Source organism: Cytobacillus horneckiae, from assembly GCF_002835735.1.
Taxonomy (GTDB): Bacteria; Bacillota; Bacilli; order Bacillales; family Cytobacillaceae; genus Cytobacillus; species Cytobacillus horneckiae.
Window position 1 is genome coordinate 13711 of record NZ_PISD01000054.1, and the last position, 18244, is coordinate 31954.

The 18244-nt window shown below is 39.0% G+C and carries 18 protein-coding genes; 15 read left to right on the top strand and 3 right to left on the bottom strand.

Annotation, left to right across the window (positions count from 1 at the left end):
* Positions 1-78 precede the first annotated feature (78 nt).
* The 9 genes from CWS20_RS21470 (at position 79) to CWS20_RS21510 (ending at position 9786) form a co-directional block, all read left to right on the top strand.
* Positions 79-807 (top strand): WecB/TagA/CpsF family glycosyltransferase, encoded by a 729-nt coding sequence (locus CWS20_RS21470; RefSeq protein ID WP_066189751.1) that lies wholly within the window; start codon positions 79-81, stop codon positions 805-807.
* A 67-nt stretch (positions 808-874) separates the two neighbouring features.
* A complete protein-coding gene (locus CWS20_RS21475; protein ID WP_066189754.1) occupies positions 875-1981 on the top strand; it encodes a glycosyltransferase in 1107 nt (368 codons plus the stop codon).
* A gap of 148 nt (positions 1982-2129) precedes the next feature.
* Positions 2130-3179, top strand: coding sequence for an MraY family glycosyltransferase (locus CWS20_RS21480; protein ID WP_066189756.1), 1050 nt, complete (start codon positions 2130-2132; stop codon positions 3177-3179).
* A 204-nt stretch (positions 3180-3383) separates the two neighbouring features.
* Positions 3384-4079 carry a response regulator transcription factor gene (locus CWS20_RS21485; RefSeq protein WP_066189757.1) on the top strand — a complete coding sequence of 232 codons (696 nt, stop codon included), beginning with the start codon at positions 3384-3386 and terminating at the stop codon, positions 4077-4079.
* Entirely contained in the window at positions 4076-5449 is a 1374-nt protein-coding gene (locus CWS20_RS21490; protein ID WP_066189758.1) for a sensor histidine kinase, read from the top strand. The genes CWS20_RS21485 and CWS20_RS21490 overlap by 4 nt, the downstream gene beginning before the upstream one ends.
* A gap of 86 nt (positions 5450-5535) precedes the next feature.
* Complete coding sequence (locus CWS20_RS21495; RefSeq protein WP_066189761.1) at positions 5536-6264, top strand: PepSY domain-containing protein; 729 nt, start codon at positions 5536-5538, stop codon at positions 6262-6264.
* Between the two features lie 102 nt (positions 6265-6366).
* The gene (locus tag CWS20_RS21500) at positions 6367-6912 is read left to right on the top strand and encodes a PepSY domain-containing protein (RefSeq protein ID WP_066189765.1); all 546 of its coding nucleotides are present in this window, start codon (positions 6367-6369) and stop codon (positions 6910-6912) included.
* A 241-nt stretch (positions 6913-7153) separates the two neighbouring features.
* Positions 7154-8332: a glycerate kinase family protein gene (locus CWS20_RS21505; protein ID WP_066189767.1), complete on the top strand. Its 1179-nt coding sequence runs from the start codon at positions 7154-7156 to the stop codon at positions 8330-8332.
* Positions 8329-9786 (top strand): SLC13 family permease, encoded by a 1458-nt coding sequence (locus CWS20_RS21510; RefSeq protein ID WP_083957135.1) that lies wholly within the window; start codon positions 8329-8331, stop codon positions 9784-9786. Before CWS20_RS21505 ends, CWS20_RS21510 begins: the two co-directional genes overlap by 4 nt.
* Positions 9787-9850: 64 nt before the next feature.
* Here CWS20_RS21510 and CWS20_RS21515 read toward each other — a convergent pair whose 3' ends face one another.
* The 3 genes from CWS20_RS21515 to CWS20_RS21525 form a co-directional block, all read right to left on the bottom strand.
* On the bottom strand, positions 9851-10189 hold the full coding sequence (locus CWS20_RS21515; RefSeq protein WP_066189772.1) for a VOC family protein: 339 nt from the start codon (positions 10187-10189) through the stop codon (positions 9851-9853).
* Positions 10190-10470: 281 nt separating this feature from the next.
* A complete protein-coding gene (locus tag CWS20_RS21520; RefSeq protein ID WP_066189775.1) occupies positions 10471-11541 on the bottom strand; it encodes an LCP family protein in 1071 nt (356 codons plus the stop codon).
* Between the two features lie 91 nt (positions 11542-11632).
* Complete coding sequence (locus CWS20_RS21525) at positions 11633-12268, bottom strand: YigZ family protein (protein ID WP_066189778.1); 636 nt, start codon at positions 12266-12268, stop codon at positions 11633-11635.
* A gap of 345 nt (positions 12269-12613) precedes the next feature.
* Between CWS20_RS21525 and CWS20_RS21530 the strand changes: the two genes are divergently transcribed.
* From CWS20_RS21530 to CWS20_RS21555, 6 genes are all read left to right on the top strand, one after another.
* Positions 12614-13756, top strand: a complete 1143-nt coding sequence (locus tag CWS20_RS21530; RefSeq protein WP_066189782.1) for a sensor histidine kinase — start codon at positions 12614-12616, stop codon at positions 13754-13756.
* 78 nt (positions 13757-13834) lie between these two features.
* Positions 13835-14518, top strand: a complete 684-nt coding sequence (locus CWS20_RS21535) for a response regulator (protein WP_066189785.1) — start codon at positions 13835-13837, stop codon at positions 14516-14518.
* A gap of 196 nt (positions 14519-14714) precedes the next feature.
* Entirely contained in the window at positions 14715-15140 is a 426-nt protein-coding gene (locus tag CWS20_RS21540) for an SRPBCC family protein (protein ID WP_066189788.1), read from the top strand.
* A gap of 1 nt (position 15141) precedes the next feature.
* Positions 15142-15471, top strand: coding sequence for an ArsR/SmtB family transcription factor (locus CWS20_RS21545; RefSeq protein ID WP_066189791.1), 330 nt, complete (start codon positions 15142-15144; stop codon positions 15469-15471).
* A gap of 232 nt (positions 15472-15703) precedes the next feature.
* A complete protein-coding gene (locus tag CWS20_RS21550; protein ID WP_066189794.1) occupies positions 15704-16543 on the top strand; it encodes a DegV family protein in 840 nt (279 codons plus the stop codon).
* A 58-nt stretch (positions 16544-16601) separates the two neighbouring features.
* Positions 16602-18089: an ATP-dependent helicase ComFA gene (locus tag CWS20_RS21555; RefSeq protein ID WP_083957136.1), complete on the top strand. Its 1488-nt coding sequence runs from the start codon at positions 16602-16604 to the stop codon at positions 18087-18089.
* Positions 18090-18244 lie beyond the last annotated feature (155 nt).

The window sequence follows — 18244 nt, forward strand, 5'->3', positions numbered from 1 at the left end:
TTTCATATAGATTACACTTTCTATCATATGGATTTTCGATATAAATTACCAATATGTATTAAATGAGGTTATAAAAACATGAACAATTACGTAAATATTTTAGGTGTAAATTTTATAAATACAAGCTTTGCTGATATGGAACAGCTGCTTGTTAATCATCTTGAAAAAGAAGAAAAAACCTTCGTGGTGACGGCGAATCCGGAAATCGTCATGTATGCAAAGGATGATGAACAATATATGGAGTATGTTCAATCAGCAAATTATGTTGTCCCCGATGGCAATGGTATTTTGCTCGCTGCAAAAATGATGAACCAGCCACTAAAAGAGAGAGTGACCGGATATGATTTAACAATTGCTCTTTTGCAAAAGGCAAATGAGAAAGGTTGGAATGTATATCTGCTCGGCGGAAGGGAAGAAGTAAATAAAAGAGCAGCTGATCGTATGGCAAAAGATTTTCCATCAATTCATTTAGTTGGACGCCATGATGGGTATTTTGATTGGGATGATACTAGCTTAAAGGAAAAAATATCATCGCTACAACCAGATCTAATTTTAGTTGCGCTTGGCTTTCCACGTCAGGAAAAATGGATCGCGGAAAATATTTCCTCTTTTTCAAAGGGCGTGTTCATCGGTGTGGGGGGAAGCATTGATGTCATTGCCGGTGAGGTAAAGCGTGCACCGGATTTTTGGCAAAAGCTAAAATTAGAATGGTTTTATCGGTTGATTAAACAGCCATCTCGCTGGAGAAGAATGCTTGCGTTGCCGCAATTCGTGATGGAAGTGCAAAAGAAAAAGCGAAATATGTAGCTGTAATTGCAACCTTTTGTGATGCTGCTCCGTCTTATACTATGACAAAACAAAGGATGGATAAACCATGAAGGTGCTTCATTTAAATGCGGGAAACGAAACGGGCGGTGGAATGTTTCATATTTTAGATTTGCTTGAAACGCTCGACCCCTCCACATTTATTTTAGGAGTTTTTGAATCCGGACTGATGTTTGAAGAAGCAGCAAAACGGGGAATTAAAGTACAGTTATTTAAAACGAAAAAACGGTGGGACTTTTCCGTTATTCAACAAATCGTTCAATATATTAATAAGGAGCAAGTCACCATGCTGCATACGCATGGAGCGAGAGCCAATTGCTTTGGCTATTTAGTAAAGCAAAAGCATCAGCATTGTTCATGGGTCACTACCGTTCATAGCAACCCGTATGATGATTTTTTGAATAAAGGACTCAAGGGGAAGCTGTTTACTCACCTGCATCTATGGGCATTGAAAAGGCCAGATTATTATTTCGCCATTTCAAGCCGTTTTAAAGATATGCTTATTTCTGAAGGGATACAGGAAAGTAAAGTGACAACCATCTTTAACGGAATTGATTTTTCAAAAGATGAGCCTTCGACAGTCCTATCGAGAAGAGATTTAAATCTGAATGAGCATGATTTTGTGATTGCAATGGTTGCAAGACTTACGCCTGTAAAAGGCCATATCACCGCGCTGCGTGCCTTGAAGGAGATTATCTCAGATTACCCGAACGCTAAACTCCTGCTTATTGGTGATGGATTTCTGGAATGGGAACTTAAAAAACAAGTAGAGGAGCTTCAATTAACAAATCATGTCTTTTTCCTAGGTTACAGGAAGGATGTGGATGCTTTGCTGAAAATAGCAGACTTAACTCTTCTTACTTCCTATAGTGAAAGCTTTCCCCTTGTTTTACTTGAAGCGGCCAGAGCGAAGAATCCGATTATTACAACCGATGTCGGGGGAGTGAGAGATTTAATTCCCTCAAAAGAACATGGCTGGGTCATTCCTGTTAAGGATCATTTTGCATTAACTGTTGCCTTAATCGAAGCGATGGATCAACATGTGAAAGGAAACCTGAAGGAAAAGGGCGAACGATTATACACGCTTGCGTCTACAAAGTTTACAGTGGAAAATTTTCGACAAAACGTGATAAACGCATACAAAAATTGGGTGTAAAAAAGTGCGGATTTTGTCAAAAAAGATCCGAACTTATTTATTGCTTGTGTGATATAATAGGGACATTATGTAAATGTACGTAAATTTGAAAAATATGCCTGATTCCACGTGCGCGAGAGGGGCATTCTATTCATAGGGAGGGTCTTTTATGATTTACTTGACCTTAATATTATGTTTTATATGCTCCGTTCTTTTAACACCTCTGGTGAAAAGGCTAGCCTTTAAAATAGGAGCAACTGATAAGCCTAACAATCGAAAAGTCCATGAAAAAGTTATGCCGCGCCTTGGCGGATTAGCTATATACTTGAGCTTTATGCTTGGCATTTTCATCTTTGCACCAAGCCAGGAAAGTCATCTGCCAATTATGATTGGCGGATTGATTATCGTCATCATCGGCATCTTGGATGATGTATTTGAATTACCAGCAAAGATAAAGTTTATTGGACAGATAGCTGCCGCATTGGTTGTAGTGTTTTGGGGTGGTGTTGAAGTTGAATGGATCAACAGTCCATTCGGTGAGGGTAAAATAGACTTTGGCTACTTTGCTATCCCGATAACGATTCTTTGGATTGTCGGGGTCACTAATGCGATTAACTTAATTGATGGCCTTGATGGATTGGCTGCCGGCGTTTCGTCCATTGCCTTATTTACAATTGCGGGGATGGCAGTATTCATGCAAAACACTTATGTTATTGCTATTGCATCGCTGCTATTAGTTGCAACATTAGGGTTTTTAATTTTCAACTTTCATCCGGCAAAGATCTTTATGGGTGATACAGGGGCACTATTCCTCGGATATATGATTGCGGTTCTCTCATTATTAGGATTCAAGAACGTGACAATGATTTCGTTTATCATTCCGGTTTTAATTCTTGGCGTGCCGCTATCTGACACTATATTTGCTATTTTTAGACGGATATTAAATAAACAGCCGATTTCGGCTCCAGATAAATTTCATCTGCATCATTGCTTGTTGAATGCGGGCTTTACACATAAACAAACCGTACTTCTTATTTATGCAATGGCAGCCTGCTTTGGGATGATTGCCATCATTTTCTCGCAAGCGAAAATATGGGGTGCTATCCTGCTGATTGCAGTGGTCCTTGTAATGCTGGAACTTTTCGCCGAAATCATCGGCTTGCTCGGCAAAGATTATCAGCCATTGCTTAAAAGGCTGAAAGGAAAAGGGAATGGTTAGAAAAAGAAGCTGACAATGGTTAGCTTCTTTTTTATTTGCTTTTTTTGGAAGAAAAGTAGAGAATTTATTTAATTGAGTCATTTGGCTGAGAAAAAAACACGAATTTTAGTAGAAACTGAGGTTGATTTAGGTTTAATTACAATATATACATAGAGTGATAGAACTTTAAAAAATTGTTAATCATGAATTAAAGGTGGTATTTTGATGGATAAGAAATCAATTCTAGTCATAGAAGACGAAGAAAAAATTGCACGGTTATTGGAATTAGAGCTGGAATATGAAGGCTATGAGGTAACAAAAGTACTCGATGGGCTAGAGGGATTTCAAGCATATAAGAAAAATAGCTGGGATCTCATTTTATTAGATATCATGCTGCCAGGCATCAGCGGCATTGAATTATTAAGGAGAATTAGGGCAAACGATAAAAGTACGCCTGTCATCCTTTTAACTGCCAAAAGTTCTGTCGAGGATAAAGTTTCTGGCCTTGATTTAGGTGCAAATGATTATATAACCAAACCATTTCAGATTGAAGAATTGCTTGCTAGGGTTCGGGTGGCCTTAAGATTTAAAGCTGCTGAAGAGATAGAGGATGATGGAGACTTACTAATTCTTTCTGATTTAAAAATTAATGAGAAAACAAGAGAAGTCTTTCGCGGGGAGCCATCCATCGATTTAACGCCGAGAGAGTTTGATTTACTTGTTTATTTAATGGTTAATAAACGGCAAGTGCTAAACCGGGAGCAAATTGTAGAATCAGTTTGGGGATATGATTTTATAGGGGATACAAATGTAGTTGATGTCTATATTCGCTATATAAGGAAAAAAGTCGACGGACCAGATCATCCTGTGCTTATTCATACAGTCCGCGGTGTAGGATATGTAATAAGGGAGCCGAAATGAAGCTGAAAAATAAGATCAATCTGTATACATCCATATTGTTCATCATTTTGCTAATTTTAATGAATATATCCATCTATTTATTATTTAGCAATATGGTAATGAATAGTGAATTAGACCGTGGAAAACAGGAGTTGGAGAGAAATGCTGCCGCAATTGAAAGATCACTTGGGACGGTAGCAACTGATGAGCTGCTGCGGGCATATACACCGATTGATGGCTTGATAAGAATTATCCAAGAGAACCTTGAGACATTTGGAGGTACACATGATGCTTCTTTTAATAAAGAGGCACAAAATGTGGAGAAAAAATTCATTCAATCTACAAATGTTGAAATTGTTAAAAGTGAAAGTACTTATATGTTAAGTTCAACACCGATTATATTAAGCAATGGTGAGGTGGCGAACTTGCAAATAGCAAAGAGTATTGAAGGAACGACCGAAATCTTACATGCACTAAGAATTGTGTTAATCATCGTTACATTAGTAGCAATGATTCCAGTCATCATATCGAGCAGATTATTAAGTAACCTCATTATTGCACCAATTACATCTATGATTAAAACAATGAGTGACATTAGAGAAAGCGGTAAATTTAAAAGGCTTACTTTGAAATCAGAGTCAAATGACGAGCTGCATGAGATGGGGACGACCTTTAATCACATGATTGATTTACTTGAAGTCAACTTCGATAAACAAAAGCAATTTGCATCCAGTGCTTCACATGAGCTGAAAACACCATTAACCGTCATTGAAAGCTATGCAAGTCTTTTAAAGAGACGCGGATTGCAGGATCCTAAAATTTTCGAAGAATCGATTGAGGCCATTCATTCAGAAGCCATCAGGATGAAGAATATGACTGAGCAGTTACTGCTGCTCGCAAAGCATAATGAACAATGGAATCTAGAGTTAAAAGACATCGATCTTACCGAGTTTTTAACAGATTCAGCAAAGGCTTTTCAAAACGCATACAATAGAAAAATAATATTCGATAGCCAGATGGATACAAATGCTTTCATTTATTCAGATGAACAAAAATTAAAGCAACTGTTATTCATATTCCTTGATAATGCAAGGAAATATAGCGATGAAAAAATTACGATTACTTTAAGTTTAAACAACAAAGAAGAAACGTTAATTAATATCTCAGACAGGGGCATTGGCATTAACCAAACTGAATTGCCAAAGGTATTTGACCGTTTTTACCGCATTGATAAAGCAAGGTCGCGAAAAACTGGCGGTGTAGGCCTTGGTCTTTCTTTAGCAAAGGAGATCGCGGAGGCGCTCGACATAGATTTGCAATTGCAAAGTGTGGAAGGCATAGGAACAACTGTTACTTTGGTATTCAATAAGAACCATAAGAAGTTGAGCTAAAAGTTTGAATCAATGATGATTTCTCATCCTTTTTTAATCTTGATATTAGATACTAAAAGGAAAGAAATTTGATTGGGGGCGTGAGAATGAGAAAGAAGTGGATATGGATAACTTTTAGTTTAATCGTTCTTGTAGCTGTTATTATCGTTGTATCATGGAAAGGATTAAGTACTTCTGCAGAGGCGATTACTAAGGAAGAAGCCCGTTCCATCATTGAGCAAAGGTATTCAAATAGCAAAGTAACAAATATTAATTTGCAAAAGGATGCTTATCGCATAAATATGACAAAAGATAACGGGGAGTACGAAGTTGCTCTTAATGCAGAGAATGGAGAAATCTTGTCCTTAAAAAAAGTAGGGAAAAATGGCACTGATAGCGGGGAAAACGATGAAAACAATGAAAACGATAATAATATTATAAATGAAAAGGAAATTGAAAAGATTTTATTAGAGTCAAGTGATGAAATCTTGTCACTTGAAAGGAAGCTCGATAAAGAAAATGAAATTTATGTTGCGAAGGTAAAAGAAAATAAAGAAGAGTTCACGATTAAAGTCGATGCAGAAACAGGCTCAATCGTTTCAAAAGATAAAGTTGAACGGCCAAAAGAGGAAAATGCCCAAAAAGCAATTTCTAAAGAAGAAGCAGTTAAAATAGCTTTAGAATACGTCAATGGAACAGTAGATGATGACATTGAAACAGAAAATATTGGCGGTCAAACTTATTATCTTATCGAAATTGAAACGGATGACGATAGGGAAGCAACTGTGCAAGTCCATGCGATTACCGGAAAAGCTACCATTTCATATGATGATTAAGCACTCTCAGCAAATTCTAATCTTCTTCTCTTAATTCCTTAATCTGAGCGGATTATATTATAAATATAAATAATCTACGAATTTTAAGGAGGAAATATATCAATGAAAAATACAATTTTTATCGGTTTATTAACAGCGGGAGTTATTCTTGGCGGGGCAGTTGCTGTTGGAGCAACGAATAATGACACAAGCGCAGACGATCATCCGAAAACTGAAGAAAACAAAGATTTAATTACGATGGAAGAAGCGGGTGACATTGCTTTAAATAAACAAGCTGGCCGAGTAGAAGAAATTGAAGTAGAGACTGAAGCTGGAGAGCAATATTATGATGTTGAAATAGAAAATGACGATAGTGAATATGATGTGCAAATTGAAGCGGCTACAGGCAAAGTAGTACCTGTTAATGCGAAGGTCGAAGATGACCTGGATGATGACGATGACATTCAACTACGTAAACAAGACATTATATCTGAAAAAGAAGCGATTGCAATTGCTGAGAAGGAAGCAAATGGGAGAGTTACTGAGATTGAACTAGATGAAGATGACCGTTTAATCGTTTATGAAGTGGAAGTCATTTCTAAAAAGAGTGAAGTGGACATTGAGATTAATGCTGTGACTGGTGAAGTAATAAAAAAGGAAAATGACTAATTTTTTAAAGGCATGTGTTTGGTTTTTGACCAGATGCATGCCTTTTCCTATGGGAAAACCTAAATAATTGTACAAATTCTTATCGATTTCTAATCTTTCTATCATTGTTTCTACATAGATTTCTAATTTTCAAAAACTAATATAGGGGATAAGAAGTAAAGCGGATGCGCCTTGCTCCTTCGATAATCGCTGGAGCAGTCATTTTCTTGACTTAAAAAGAACTATATTAGGAGGAAGCGAAATGAAAATTATTATTATCCCATCTGGTTTTAAGGAATGTTTAGAAGCTGAGGAAGTGGCAAGTGCAATGGATAAAGGAATCAGAAGGTTTGATCCCACCGTGAATACAATCGTCATCCCAATGGTTGATGGGGGAGAAGGTTTTGTGAAAACAATTATAAGAATCAAGAAAGGAAATTTGATATTTATTGAAGCCACTGGACCTGTAGGTGAAAAAGTGGAAACCTATTTTGGAATGTATGTAGAAAATGGCGTAAAGACGGCAGTGATTGAAATGGCCGCTATTGCTGGCTTAAAAATGGTTCCGCATAATCAACGCAATCCTTTAAAGACAACCACATTTGGAGTCGGTGAATTAATCCAGGCTGCATTAGATTCAGGTGCGGATCATATTTTGATTGGCTGTGGAGATTCCGGTACTTCAGATGGCGGTGCGGGTATGGCACAAGCGCTCGGCGTCCGATTTTTAAATCAAGAACAACAAGTAATTGATATAAACGGAGGAGGGGACTTGCATCACATTGCCCATATGGATCTATCTAATGTGGATGCTAGGCTTTCTCAAGTGCAAATTAATGTAGCATGCAACTGGCATAATATACTTTGTGGAACAAATGGGGTGGCACATGTTTTTGCACCTCAAAAAGGAGCCACGCCAATTGAAGTAGAGCTATTAGCTAATGGTTTAGAGCACTATGCAAACATAATAAAGAAGGTTACAGGCATTGATGTGAAAACGCTGCCAGGCAGCGGAGCATCTGGAGGATTGGGAGCAGGATTAATTGCCTTTACAGGTGCTCAATTATTTCCGCGCTATGAAATCATTATGAAATATATTCAAATTGAACAACATCTTCAAGGTGCAGATCTTGTTTTAACAGCTGAAGGCTGTTTAGATAGACAAACGCCTAATGGAAAGATTCCTGCGGAAGTGGCTAGACTTGCAAAACAGTTAGGCATCCCTGTTATTGCCATTACCGGCACGATTGGGAAAGATGCATGGGTGAATTATACAAGTGGAATTGATGCTTATATGAGTATCATACAGAAGCCTACATCATTAGAAAAGGCGATGGAAGATGCAGCTCATTTGATTGCTGATAGTGCAGAAGCAGCTGTACGCCAGATCCAGGTTGGATATAGAATTGCGGAACGAAAATATAGAAAAGGAATCATATGAAGTTTAATCGTTTGCTAGAGAAGCAAAATCGCTTTATTCCATCCACCCAGGCATTTTTGGAAAAGCTGTCAAATAGTAACCGAATAATCATGATTCTTCTTTCCTTTATTTGTTCATTTATTATTCTCACAGATGAATTAGAATATGATGCAAAGGTTTCTATCATTGTTTTTATCATTACTTTAGCATTATGGGTAGGTACGAAACTGCCTGCAGCTTATGTTGCTCTCGGTGCCTTATCAGTGATTATCTTATTAAAAGGCGCGGATACAGAATTATTATATGAATCTTTTTCTTCCGAAATCATATGGCTTATGATTGGCGCCTTTGTTATTGGAGAAGCGTTTAGTTCATCAGGCTTGTCTACTAGAATGACGCGTGCAATCGTTACTCGGGCAAAAACCTCTAATCAAATTTTATTCTATCTGATGATATCCTTGTTTCCACTTTCGATTTTTATCCCATCCACTTCTGGCAGAGCCGCCCTTATGCTGCCGATTGTTAGGGAGATTTCTAATCTGCTAAAAACAAAGAAACAAAAAGAAGTCATCGCCTTATTTGTTCCAGTCATTATATTAATGACTACCTCATCAACTTTATTAGGAGCAGGATCACATTTAATTGGAGTGGAAATCTTGCAGAAGAATACAGGAGAGAGTATTTCTTATATTAATTGGTTAGTATGGGGACTGCCTTTTTCAATAATGATTAGCTTGGTCACCTATTTTGTCTTTAAATCTTATTTTTCAAACGAGTTAACTTCTCAGCCGCTTGATGCGCAAAAGGATACAACCCTATGTAAAGCAAAGCCAGTTTCCAAAAAAGAAAAGCAAACGCTCGTTTATTTAGGCATTCTTATTTTGCTATGGCTGACAGAAGCGATTCATGGCTATGAAATAGGTTTTATAACGATCTGCGGCGCATTGGTTTTTATGCTGCCAAAGTTTGGTGTGATTACCTGGAAAAAAGGTCTGCAAGCTGTATCGTGGAATTTAGTTTTGTTTGTGGCGGCAGCAACGGCTTTAGGAATAAATCTTGTTGAAACGGGTGCTGTCAAATGGATTGAGGAGGGCATATTTAAGCTGTTAGGAGCTTTTCCTCATATTCCACAATGGGCAATACTGAGTCTCATTATCTTAATATCCATTACTAGCCATATATATATCACTTCACATACGACAAGAGCTGTCGTGCTGGTCCCTGGTATTCTGATGCTAAGTGCGACTCTAGAATTAGAAGCTTCCGCAGTACTGTTTTTAAGCTTAGTAGGGATGAATTATTGTTTAACTTTCCCGATAAGCTCGAAGGCACTATTAATCTATTACGAGGATGATTCCTTGCGCTATCGAGCGAATGTTTTGATGAAGATAAACATGATATTAATGCCACTTTATTTTATCATGATGATTTTATTTTACTTTACTTATTGGAGCTGGACTGGGTTATCTATATAGGATAAGCAAAAGGAGCTGAGAAAGATGGCTGTTACAGCTCCTTTTGTATACTATACTAGATCGCTTATGATAGAACTTCGACTGTAAATCCACCAGGTGCTTGAACATAAAATGTATATCCATGTTCTTGACGAGGCGGTTCAACATCATAACCGTCATTTTTCAACCGTTCATTAATTTCATCCACTTCTTCTTTACTTTCTTGATGAAAACCAATATGAAATGTTTTCGGATACTGAACATTTTTGCCCTTCATCAATGTCAGTACAAATCCATCATCATCAAACATTGCGGCGAATCCATTTCCGCGGCTACCCACGCATTTTAGATTGAAATAAGTTTCTAAGAAATCCCTTGAACCAGCCACATCTGTCACAGTTAAATTTAAATGATTAAGTTTCATTTGCATAACTCTCCTTAATATTTTCCAATTATAGGACTTATTTTACTTTAAGATATTTTGCTTGCACAATAAAAAGAAGCATGCCAAGCATGCTTCTCAGATTGTAGAGCAACTTCATTTAAAAATGAAAGGATTCGGAATCTCCGAGGCATTTCACTCGCTTTCCGCGGGGCGTGCGTCGATCCGCTTCGGCGCCACGCATGGTCTCGACAGTCTCGCTACCCTCGCATGATTCGAGCGGGCACCTCTCCAAATCCAACTAATATTTCTTATTTTTCATATCAATAATCGGTATTTGGCTCAACATCTTCGCCTTGGGCTTCATCTTGGTAGGTTTCATTTTGCCCAAGGTTGGTTGTGCCGATATCTAAGTGTTTTTTTAGCTGATTGCTTATTTCCTGCAGGCTCAGTTCATCAAGCTGATAATAATAAACTTGATTTCCATTGGAGTTTGGCAAATATAGGTCCTGGCCGTCAATATTCAATGTTTCAATATTTAGCGACATGCCTGAAGTTGCGTAGGAAAGTAATGACTTCATTTGGTCGAAAGAAAGGTCAGTTTCCATATTGTTTCCTACAGCTTCGATAACGTCTCCATATTTTCCGATTGAATCAAATGAAGCGGCTTTTTTCACGATCGATTTCACGATTTCTTGCTGTCTTTGTCCGCGGAAAACATCGCTGTCCATTTTACGTGTGCGTGCTAACGCCAGCGCTTCTTCGCCATTTAATGTTTGGTAGCCAGCTTCTAGATTAATGGCATTTGGAACATCATTTGAATCTTGCTCTGAAAAAGCATATGGCACTTCAATATCAATACCGTCAAGGGCATCAATAATTTCAATAAATGCATCAAAGTTCACTTTTAAGTAGAAATCAATTGGAAGATCGAGCAATTCTTCAACTGTTTCAATCGTAGTAATTGGACCTCCGTTTGCGTGTGCGTGAGTAATTTTGTCCTGATAGCCAAGCTTAGGTATATGAACATAGGAATCTCTTGGAATGCTCAGTAACTTAATAGATTTTTCATCTTTATTAAAGGTTGCTAACATCAGTGCATCCGATCTTGATGATGTGCTAAAGCCTCTTTTGCTGCTATCATCGACACCGATGATGAGAAGTGAAAAATTATCCATCTCTGGCTGAACAGCCACTGGTCTTTTTGATTCCCTGTCCAGTGGATTATAGGTGCTATTCATAACCGATTCAGCTTTATTGTATAAATGTGCTCCATAGGCTGCTGCGCTTAATGCGAGGACCATAATTGGGAGGAATATAAACGTGAATATGCGTCTTCTTCTTTTAGACTTGCGTTGCTTATGCTTTTTTACGGTACGTCCATCATAAGACATCTGATTTCTCCTTTAATATTAGTGAATAGAAAGCTCGTTTACATAATTAATATTTATTTTACAATTAATTAATGAATTCGTAAATTGTAAACTATTTTATTGTCGTTTCTTGGTAAAGTATGTCGCCTTCGCTAATCGTGGCTTGTCCATTGGTCAGCTCAGTCATCCACTCTTTAAAAACTTCAGTTTCATTTTCTTTCGCAAAGGTTTCGATTTCGACAAGATCTGAGTAGTGGATTTCTTTAATTGGATAGATGGACGAACGCAATTCATTTTCCAGTTTCCCAAGGAAAGTGTAGTCAACTTTTGTATGCATGACCCGCATGAGCTGTCTTTCTACGATTCCTGTCGCCTGGAGCCCTTCGGATGTAGCTTTTCCGTAAGCGCGAATGAGGCCACCAGCACCTAATTTAATTCCGCCGAAATATCTTGTAACAACGACAACAGTGTCTTTCAATTTTTTCTTTTTTAGCACTTCAAGAATAGGGACACCTGCTGTTCCGCTAGGTTCACCGTCGTCATTAGCTTTCTGGATAAGATCATTTTCACCAATAAGATAGGCGGAGCAATTATGAGTCGCATCCCAGTTTTGTTTTTTGATTTTTTGAATGAAGCTCTGAGCTTCCTCTTCTGTTTCTGCTCTGGAGACATAAGCGATGAATCTTGATTTTTGGATGTTAATCTCGTGTTCTCCGTATGCTTTTACTGTATAGTATTGGGGCAGCAAACATACCGCTCCTTCCCTCGCGTTTATTCTTCTTTCATTATAATTCGACATGAATTGTAACAACAGAATTATTAATAGATTGTAAACAAACTTTAATATTGTCGAATAACACACATGTTATAATGTATAAATACTCAAGCAGAATGTAAAATCCACTATTAGAATAAGTTTTTTTTGACATAAAATTAGGATATAAGACATAGGGGAAGATTTCAAGACTAAGACTATTTATCGAATTTTAATGTAATTGGTATATTTTTCTCCTTTGGAACATAGTATAACCGCTCTTTTCAAGGTAAAATAAGGAATAGCAGCTAAAGGGGATTTTCCCTTGGAGGAATGCGAATGAGTATAAAAAAGTTTGATACAAAATCGCTTGATTTAATTTTAGAGAAAATGATTGAGACAGTAGGAACGAGCAAGGATGAAATCTTTCGTATTGGCGAACAATGCCGCAAAGACTATGAGACATTGACGGAAGAGCTAAAAGACGTCAAGCATATGGTCATTAAAGTGATTGATGAAGGCGATCGTCTTGAAGGTCAAACACGATTTGCCAGAAAGCGTCTTTCTGAAGTCAGCATGCATTTTAAGGATTATACGGAAGCCCAGGTTCGCGATGCGTATGAAAAGGCACACCAGCTCCAAATGGATTTATCCATGAACCGCCAATTGGAAAAGCAGCTGAGAGATCGCCGTGATGATATTGAAAGACGGCTTGTCGGCGTTAGCGATACAATTGAACGAGCTGAGCACCTAATTTCGCAAATTACTGTCGTCATGAATTATTTAATGAGCGACATTAAGCAGATGGGCGAAATGCTTGAAGATGCGAAAATGAAGCAGGAGTTTGGGTTGAAAATTATTGAGGCGCAAGAGGAAGAACGCAAACGGCTTTCCAGAGAAATTCATGATGGTCCTGCACAAATGATGGCCAATGTAATGATGCGCTCCGATTTAATTGAACGTGTATATAAAGAGCGCGGTACAGACGAAGCGATGATAGAAATCAGGAATTTGAAAAAGATGGTGAGAAGTGCGCTTTATGAAGTGCGCCGCATCATTTATGATTTGCGTCCGATGGCTCTTGATGATTTAGGCTTAGTTCCAACCTTAAAGAAATATTTGCAAACAACAGAAGAATACCACAAACAGACGAAGATTTCTTTTATGAATATAGGCAAGGAAATAAGGCTTCCTAGCCAATATGAAGTGGCTCTGTTCCGTCTCATACAAGAAGCAGTACAAAATGCAATCAAGCACGCAGAGTCGAATGAAATCGCAGTTAAATTAGAAATAAACAAGATGAGGGTGGCTGTTGTCATTAAAGATGACGGCAAAGGCTTCGATATTAATGAAAAGAAAGCCCAATCCTTTGGTATTATTGGGATGAGAGAAAGAGTGGAACTTCTTGAAGGACAGCTTTCCATCGATTCACATATTGGAAAGGGCACAATTGTAATCATTCAAATTCCATTGAATTTATAATGTTAAGATGCCGATAAAAAGCTGATCCAACATCATGATACAGAGAGAATTTTTATAGAGATTTGGGAGGCGAAGGACTTGAATACAAAGATAGTGATTATTGACGACCACCAGCTATTTAGAGAAGGGGTTAAACGTATTTTAGATTTTGAAAAGACATTCGATGTTGTTGCAGAAGGTGATGATGGCAGCGAAGCAATCGGAATCGTTGAAGAATATCAACCAGACGTCATTATTATGGACATCAATATGCCGAATACAAATGGTGTAGAAGCCACTCGTCAGCTTGTTGAGAAATACCCAGATTCAAAGGTTATCATTCTATCTATTCACGATGATGAAAACTACGTGACACATGCTCTAAAAACAGGCGCGAGCGGTTATCTATTAAAAGAGATGGATGCAGATGCTCTTGTTGAAGCCGTGAAAGTAGTTGCTGATGGCGGATCATATCTTCACCCTAAAGTGACACATAACCTAGTAAACGAATATCGCCGCTTAGCTTCTGAAGGAACTGGTACAACGGGTTCTTACGGCCAAGTAGAAATCCGCAGACCGCTTCATCTTCTGACGCGCCGCGAATGCGAAGTGCTCCAACTTCTTGCGGATGGCAAAAGCAACCGTGGTATCGGCGAAGCACTTTACATTAGCGAAAAAACAGTTAAGAACCATGTAAGCAATATCCTGCAAAAAATGAATGTAAACGACCGTACACAAGCCGTAGTCGTAGCCATCAAAAATGGCTGGGTTGAAGTGCGCTAACCAAATAAAATGCATATATCATGCGAAACAAAAACACGCGAACCCAATCGCGTGTTTTCTGTTTTTCTCTGTCAGAAGGGGACGCTTGTTGGTGACAGGTACCTACACGTTTCGACATGAACTTGAAAGTAACACCTTTTAGTGTTATGATGATTCGGGTTGAGTAATCAATTCAATTATTTGAGGAGGCTTTATGATGAGTGAACAGAACGCTATTGCTGAGATTAGAAAGACGGTTATATTGAATGCTCCGATTGAAAAAGTATGGAAGGCTGTATCCACTTCAGAGGGCATCGCTGGTTGGTGGATGCCGAATACACTCGAACCGATTGTTGGCAAGGAATTTATTCTTCATGCCGGTCAATTTGGAGATTCACCTTGTAAAGTTATCGAAATTCAGCCGCTAAAACGTGTGCGCTTCGACTGGGGGAAAGACTGGCAGTTGACTTTCGAGTTAAAACAAATTGAAGAATCAAAGATTGAATTTACATTAATCCATTCTGGCTGGGATGAGTCCAAGAAAACAGAGTTTGGTCAACCGCATTCTAACATTCGCGAAATTATGGACGGCGGCTGGGAAGGCATCGTTAAAAATCAGCTAGTGAAATATGTAGAGGCATAAGTTGGCTACTACAACAGCCAAGCATGATGTTTTCCAAGCTATCGCTGACCCTTCGCGCCGTAAAATGCTTATACTCCTTGCTGACGAGGAAATGCCAATCGCAGCGATAACAGAATGTTTCCCAATTACACGAACTGCAGTAAATAAACATTTGCAAATCTTATCTAATGCAGGCCTCGTAACAAGCCAAAGGGTAGGGAGAGAAACAAGGTACAAACTCCACCCCGAGCCGCTAACGGAAATAAAAGGCTGGCTAAGCTTTTTCGAAGAATATTGGGACGATAAATTATCTGCATTAAAGAATTTTGTCGAAGAAGAAAATAACCAATAATGGGTAGGTGACATGGTGTGGGTACCTGTCACCTACATAATTCGACAAAATGAAAATGATGTCCTCTCTCCAAAAGCATTTTCTACTACTTGATAGGTTAAATCTGTGCTTGATTATTAGCTAGAAAGAAACTACTAGATTATCACCAAACTTAATGCATTTTTCCCCACTTTCATATAAAATGGTTACAGAACATATAGTAGAGAAAAAAGGTGAAGGAGCAACTCTATTTATGAAAACGGCCGTAGTAACGGATAGTACAGCATATATTACAAAAGAAGTAAGAGACAAGTTTAATATACACATGATTCCTTTGAGTGTCATTTTCGGCAATGAGTCCTATCAGGAGGAAGTGGAAATTACAGCTGAAAGCTTTTATGAGGAAGTGAAGCATAAAGAGCTGCCAACAACCTCTCAACCGTCTGTGGGAGAATTTGTGTCACTTTTTGAAAAGCTTTCCCAAGATTATGATGCGGTGATTTCGATCCATCTTTCAAGCGGCATTAGCGGTACATTTCAAGGTGCTGTGTCTGCTGGCGATATGGTAGAGGGGATTGAAGTATATCCATTTGATTCTGAGATTAGCTGTATGGTTCAAGGTTTTTACGTTTTGAAAGCAGCCGAGATGGCTGCGGAAGGTAAAAGTCCTGAAGCAATTATGGCAAAGATGGCGGAGATGAAAAAGTCCATTCGCGCCTATTTCATGGCGGATGACCTTTCCCATCTTCAACGCGGCGGAAGACTTACAAGTGCACAGGCAATTCTCGGAAGCCTGCTGCAAGTGAAGCCTGTTCTTCATTTTGAAAATAAAAAAATCGTGCCTTTTGAGAAAATTCGTACGCGCAAAAAAGCGATGAAGAGAATCGTTGACCTCCTTGGTGAAGATGCAAAAGGCGGCGAGCAATATTTAGCCTCTATTATTCATGCCAACCGCGAAGAAGATGCGAAGAAATGGAAGGCAGAGCTGGAGGAGCTGTACCCGAATGTTGAGTTTGGCATCAGCTATTTTGGTCCGGTTATTGGAACTCATCTTGGCGAAGGCTCAATGGGCCTCGGCTGGGTAAAAAAATAAAGTAAATGCCATTCCGTTCAACCGCCGGAATGGTATTCTTCTATAGAAAGGAGATACTATGCGATTTATTATAAAAAACTCCCATCTCCATCCAGTCTTTGAGAAAATACAACACTCCCTCCCCGTCACACAAATCGATTCTATTCCACAGCCATCGCCTAATCCTAACTTTAGTTTCAACGAACAGCTGCAGCAACTCCTTACAGGAAAGCAATTACTCCACGATGATTTAGAACATTCCATCGAAGAAATCCACTCCCATTACGAGAACGGCTATATTCAATATCGAAAACCCATCAGCTATCAAAATAATAAGCCCTTTTGCGTGCGCTGCGGGAACAATCAGTTTTTCGCCCACTTTCCTTGTTCACGATGTCATGAAGAAGACTGCGCCTATTGCCGTCACTGTATTATGATGGGCAGAGTATCTGCCTGCACGCCATTGTTAACTTGGTCAGGTCCTGAATTCCCATTATTTAAAGCGCGAAACGCGCTCAAATGGGAAGGGCAGCTGTCCAAAGGGCAGGAAGCTGCCTCAAACGCTGTCAAACTAACGATTATTGAGCAAAAAGAGTTATTAGTATGGGCTGTCTGCGGCGCAGGAAAAACAGAAGTGCTGTTTAATGGCATTAACGAGGCGCTCTTATTTGGACAGCGCGTCTGCATCGCCACGCCAAGAACAGACGTTGTCCTCGAACTTGCGCCAAGGCTAAAAAAGGTTTTTCCTGACACGACCGTTGCCGCCTTATACGGAGGAAGTGAAGACCGGCATCGTCCTGCACAGCTAATCATAGCGACCACGCACCAATTGTTTCGTTTTTATCAGGCTTTCGATACATTAGTTGTAGATGAAGTAGATGCGTTTCCATATTCAAAAGACGAAACGCTTCAATATGCCGTTCAGCAGGCGCGAAAGTCACCATCCTCTATGATTTACCTCACTGCAACCCCAAATAAAAAATGGCAGGCACAATGTCGAAGCGGAAAGCGTAATTACATGACTATTCCAGCTAGATTCCATCGCTTTAGCCTCCCTGTACCTGAATTTACCTGGTGTGGAAACTGGGAAAAGCTTGTCGAAAAACAGCGGCTGCCAAACATTGTTACGAGATGGCTCAAAGAAAGAATCGATGCCGGCAGGCAAGCGCTGCTTTTTCTTCCGAAAATCGCAAAGATGGAAAAAGTGTTGCCAATAGTACAAAGGCTTCACACTAATATTCAAGCTGTTCATGCCGAAGATCCTGACAGAAAAGAAAAGGTGCAAAACATGCGGGAGAAAAAAACGCTCGTTTTGCTAACGACTACAATTTTGGAAAGAGGAGTAACTTTTCCTAATATCGATGTTGCCGTACTTGGTGCAGAGGACAGAATTTTTACTGAAAGCGCCCTTGTACAAATAGCTGGCAGAGTCGGAAGAAGTGCGGATGCACCAACAGGGAATATTACCTTTTTTCATTATGGAAAAACAAAAGCGATGGTACGGGCAAAAAAGCAGATCATGAATATGAATGCAGAAGCTAGAAAAAAGGGGCTGATTAACGATTAAATGTTTATTGTGTCAGATAGAATTAATGCCGGTTCTTGGATGGGCTGCACTTTTTCAACAGGAAAAGCCCCAATATTTTTGCGGCAGCTGCCTATCAAAATGGGAGTGCATCAGCGGAAGAACCTGCAAATTATGTGATCGGCCAGAGGTGGAGG

Bases quoted from the DNA above. Each gene is read 5' to 3' on its own strand.
- CWS20_RS21470 (WP_066189751.1), top strand. From the start codon at position 79: ATGAACAATTACGTAAATATTTTAGGTGTAAATTTTATAAATACAAGC.
- CWS20_RS21475 (WP_066189754.1), top strand. From the start codon at position 875: ATGAAGGTGCTTCATTTAAATGCGGGAAACGAAACGGGCGGTGGAATG.
- CWS20_RS21480 (WP_066189756.1), top strand. From the start codon at position 2,130: ATGATTTACTTGACCTTAATATTATGTTTTATATGCTCCGTTCTTTTA.
- CWS20_RS21485 (WP_066189757.1), top strand. From the start codon at position 3,384: ATGGATAAGAAATCAATTCTAGTCATAGAAGACGAAGAAAAAATTGCA.
- CWS20_RS21490 (WP_066189758.1), top strand. From the start codon at position 4,076: ATGAAGCTGAAAAATAAGATCAATCTGTATACATCCATATTGTTCATC.
- CWS20_RS21495 (WP_066189761.1), top strand. From the start codon at position 5,536: ATGAGAAAGAAGTGGATATGGATAACTTTTAGTTTAATCGTTCTTGTA.
- CWS20_RS21500 (WP_066189765.1), top strand. From the start codon at position 6,367: ATGAAAAATACAATTTTTATCGGTTTATTAACAGCGGGAGTTATTCTT.
- CWS20_RS21505 (WP_066189767.1), top strand. From the start codon at position 7,154: ATGAAAATTATTATTATCCCATCTGGTTTTAAGGAATGTTTAGAAGCT.
- CWS20_RS21510 (WP_083957135.1), top strand. From the start codon at position 8,329: ATGAAGTTTAATCGTTTGCTAGAGAAGCAAAATCGCTTTATTCCATCC.
- CWS20_RS21515 (WP_066189772.1), bottom strand. From the start codon at position 10,189: ATGAAACTTAATCATTTAAATTTAACTGTGACAGATGTGGCTGGTTCA.
- CWS20_RS21520 (WP_066189775.1), bottom strand. From the start codon at position 11,541: ATGTCTTATGATGGACGTACCGTAAAAAAGCATAAGCAACGCAAGTCT.
- CWS20_RS21530 (WP_066189782.1), top strand. From the start codon at position 12,614: ATGAGTATAAAAAAGTTTGATACAAAATCGCTTGATTTAATTTTAGAG.
- CWS20_RS21540 (WP_066189788.1), top strand. From the start codon at position 14,715: ATGAGTGAACAGAACGCTATTGCTGAGATTAGAAAGACGGTTATATTG.
- CWS20_RS21550 (WP_066189794.1), top strand. From the start codon at position 15,704: ATGAAAACGGCCGTAGTAACGGATAGTACAGCATATATTACAAAAGAA.
- CWS20_RS21555 (WP_083957136.1), top strand. From the start codon at position 16,602: ATGCGATTTATTATAAAAAACTCCCATCTCCATCCAGTCTTTGAGAAA.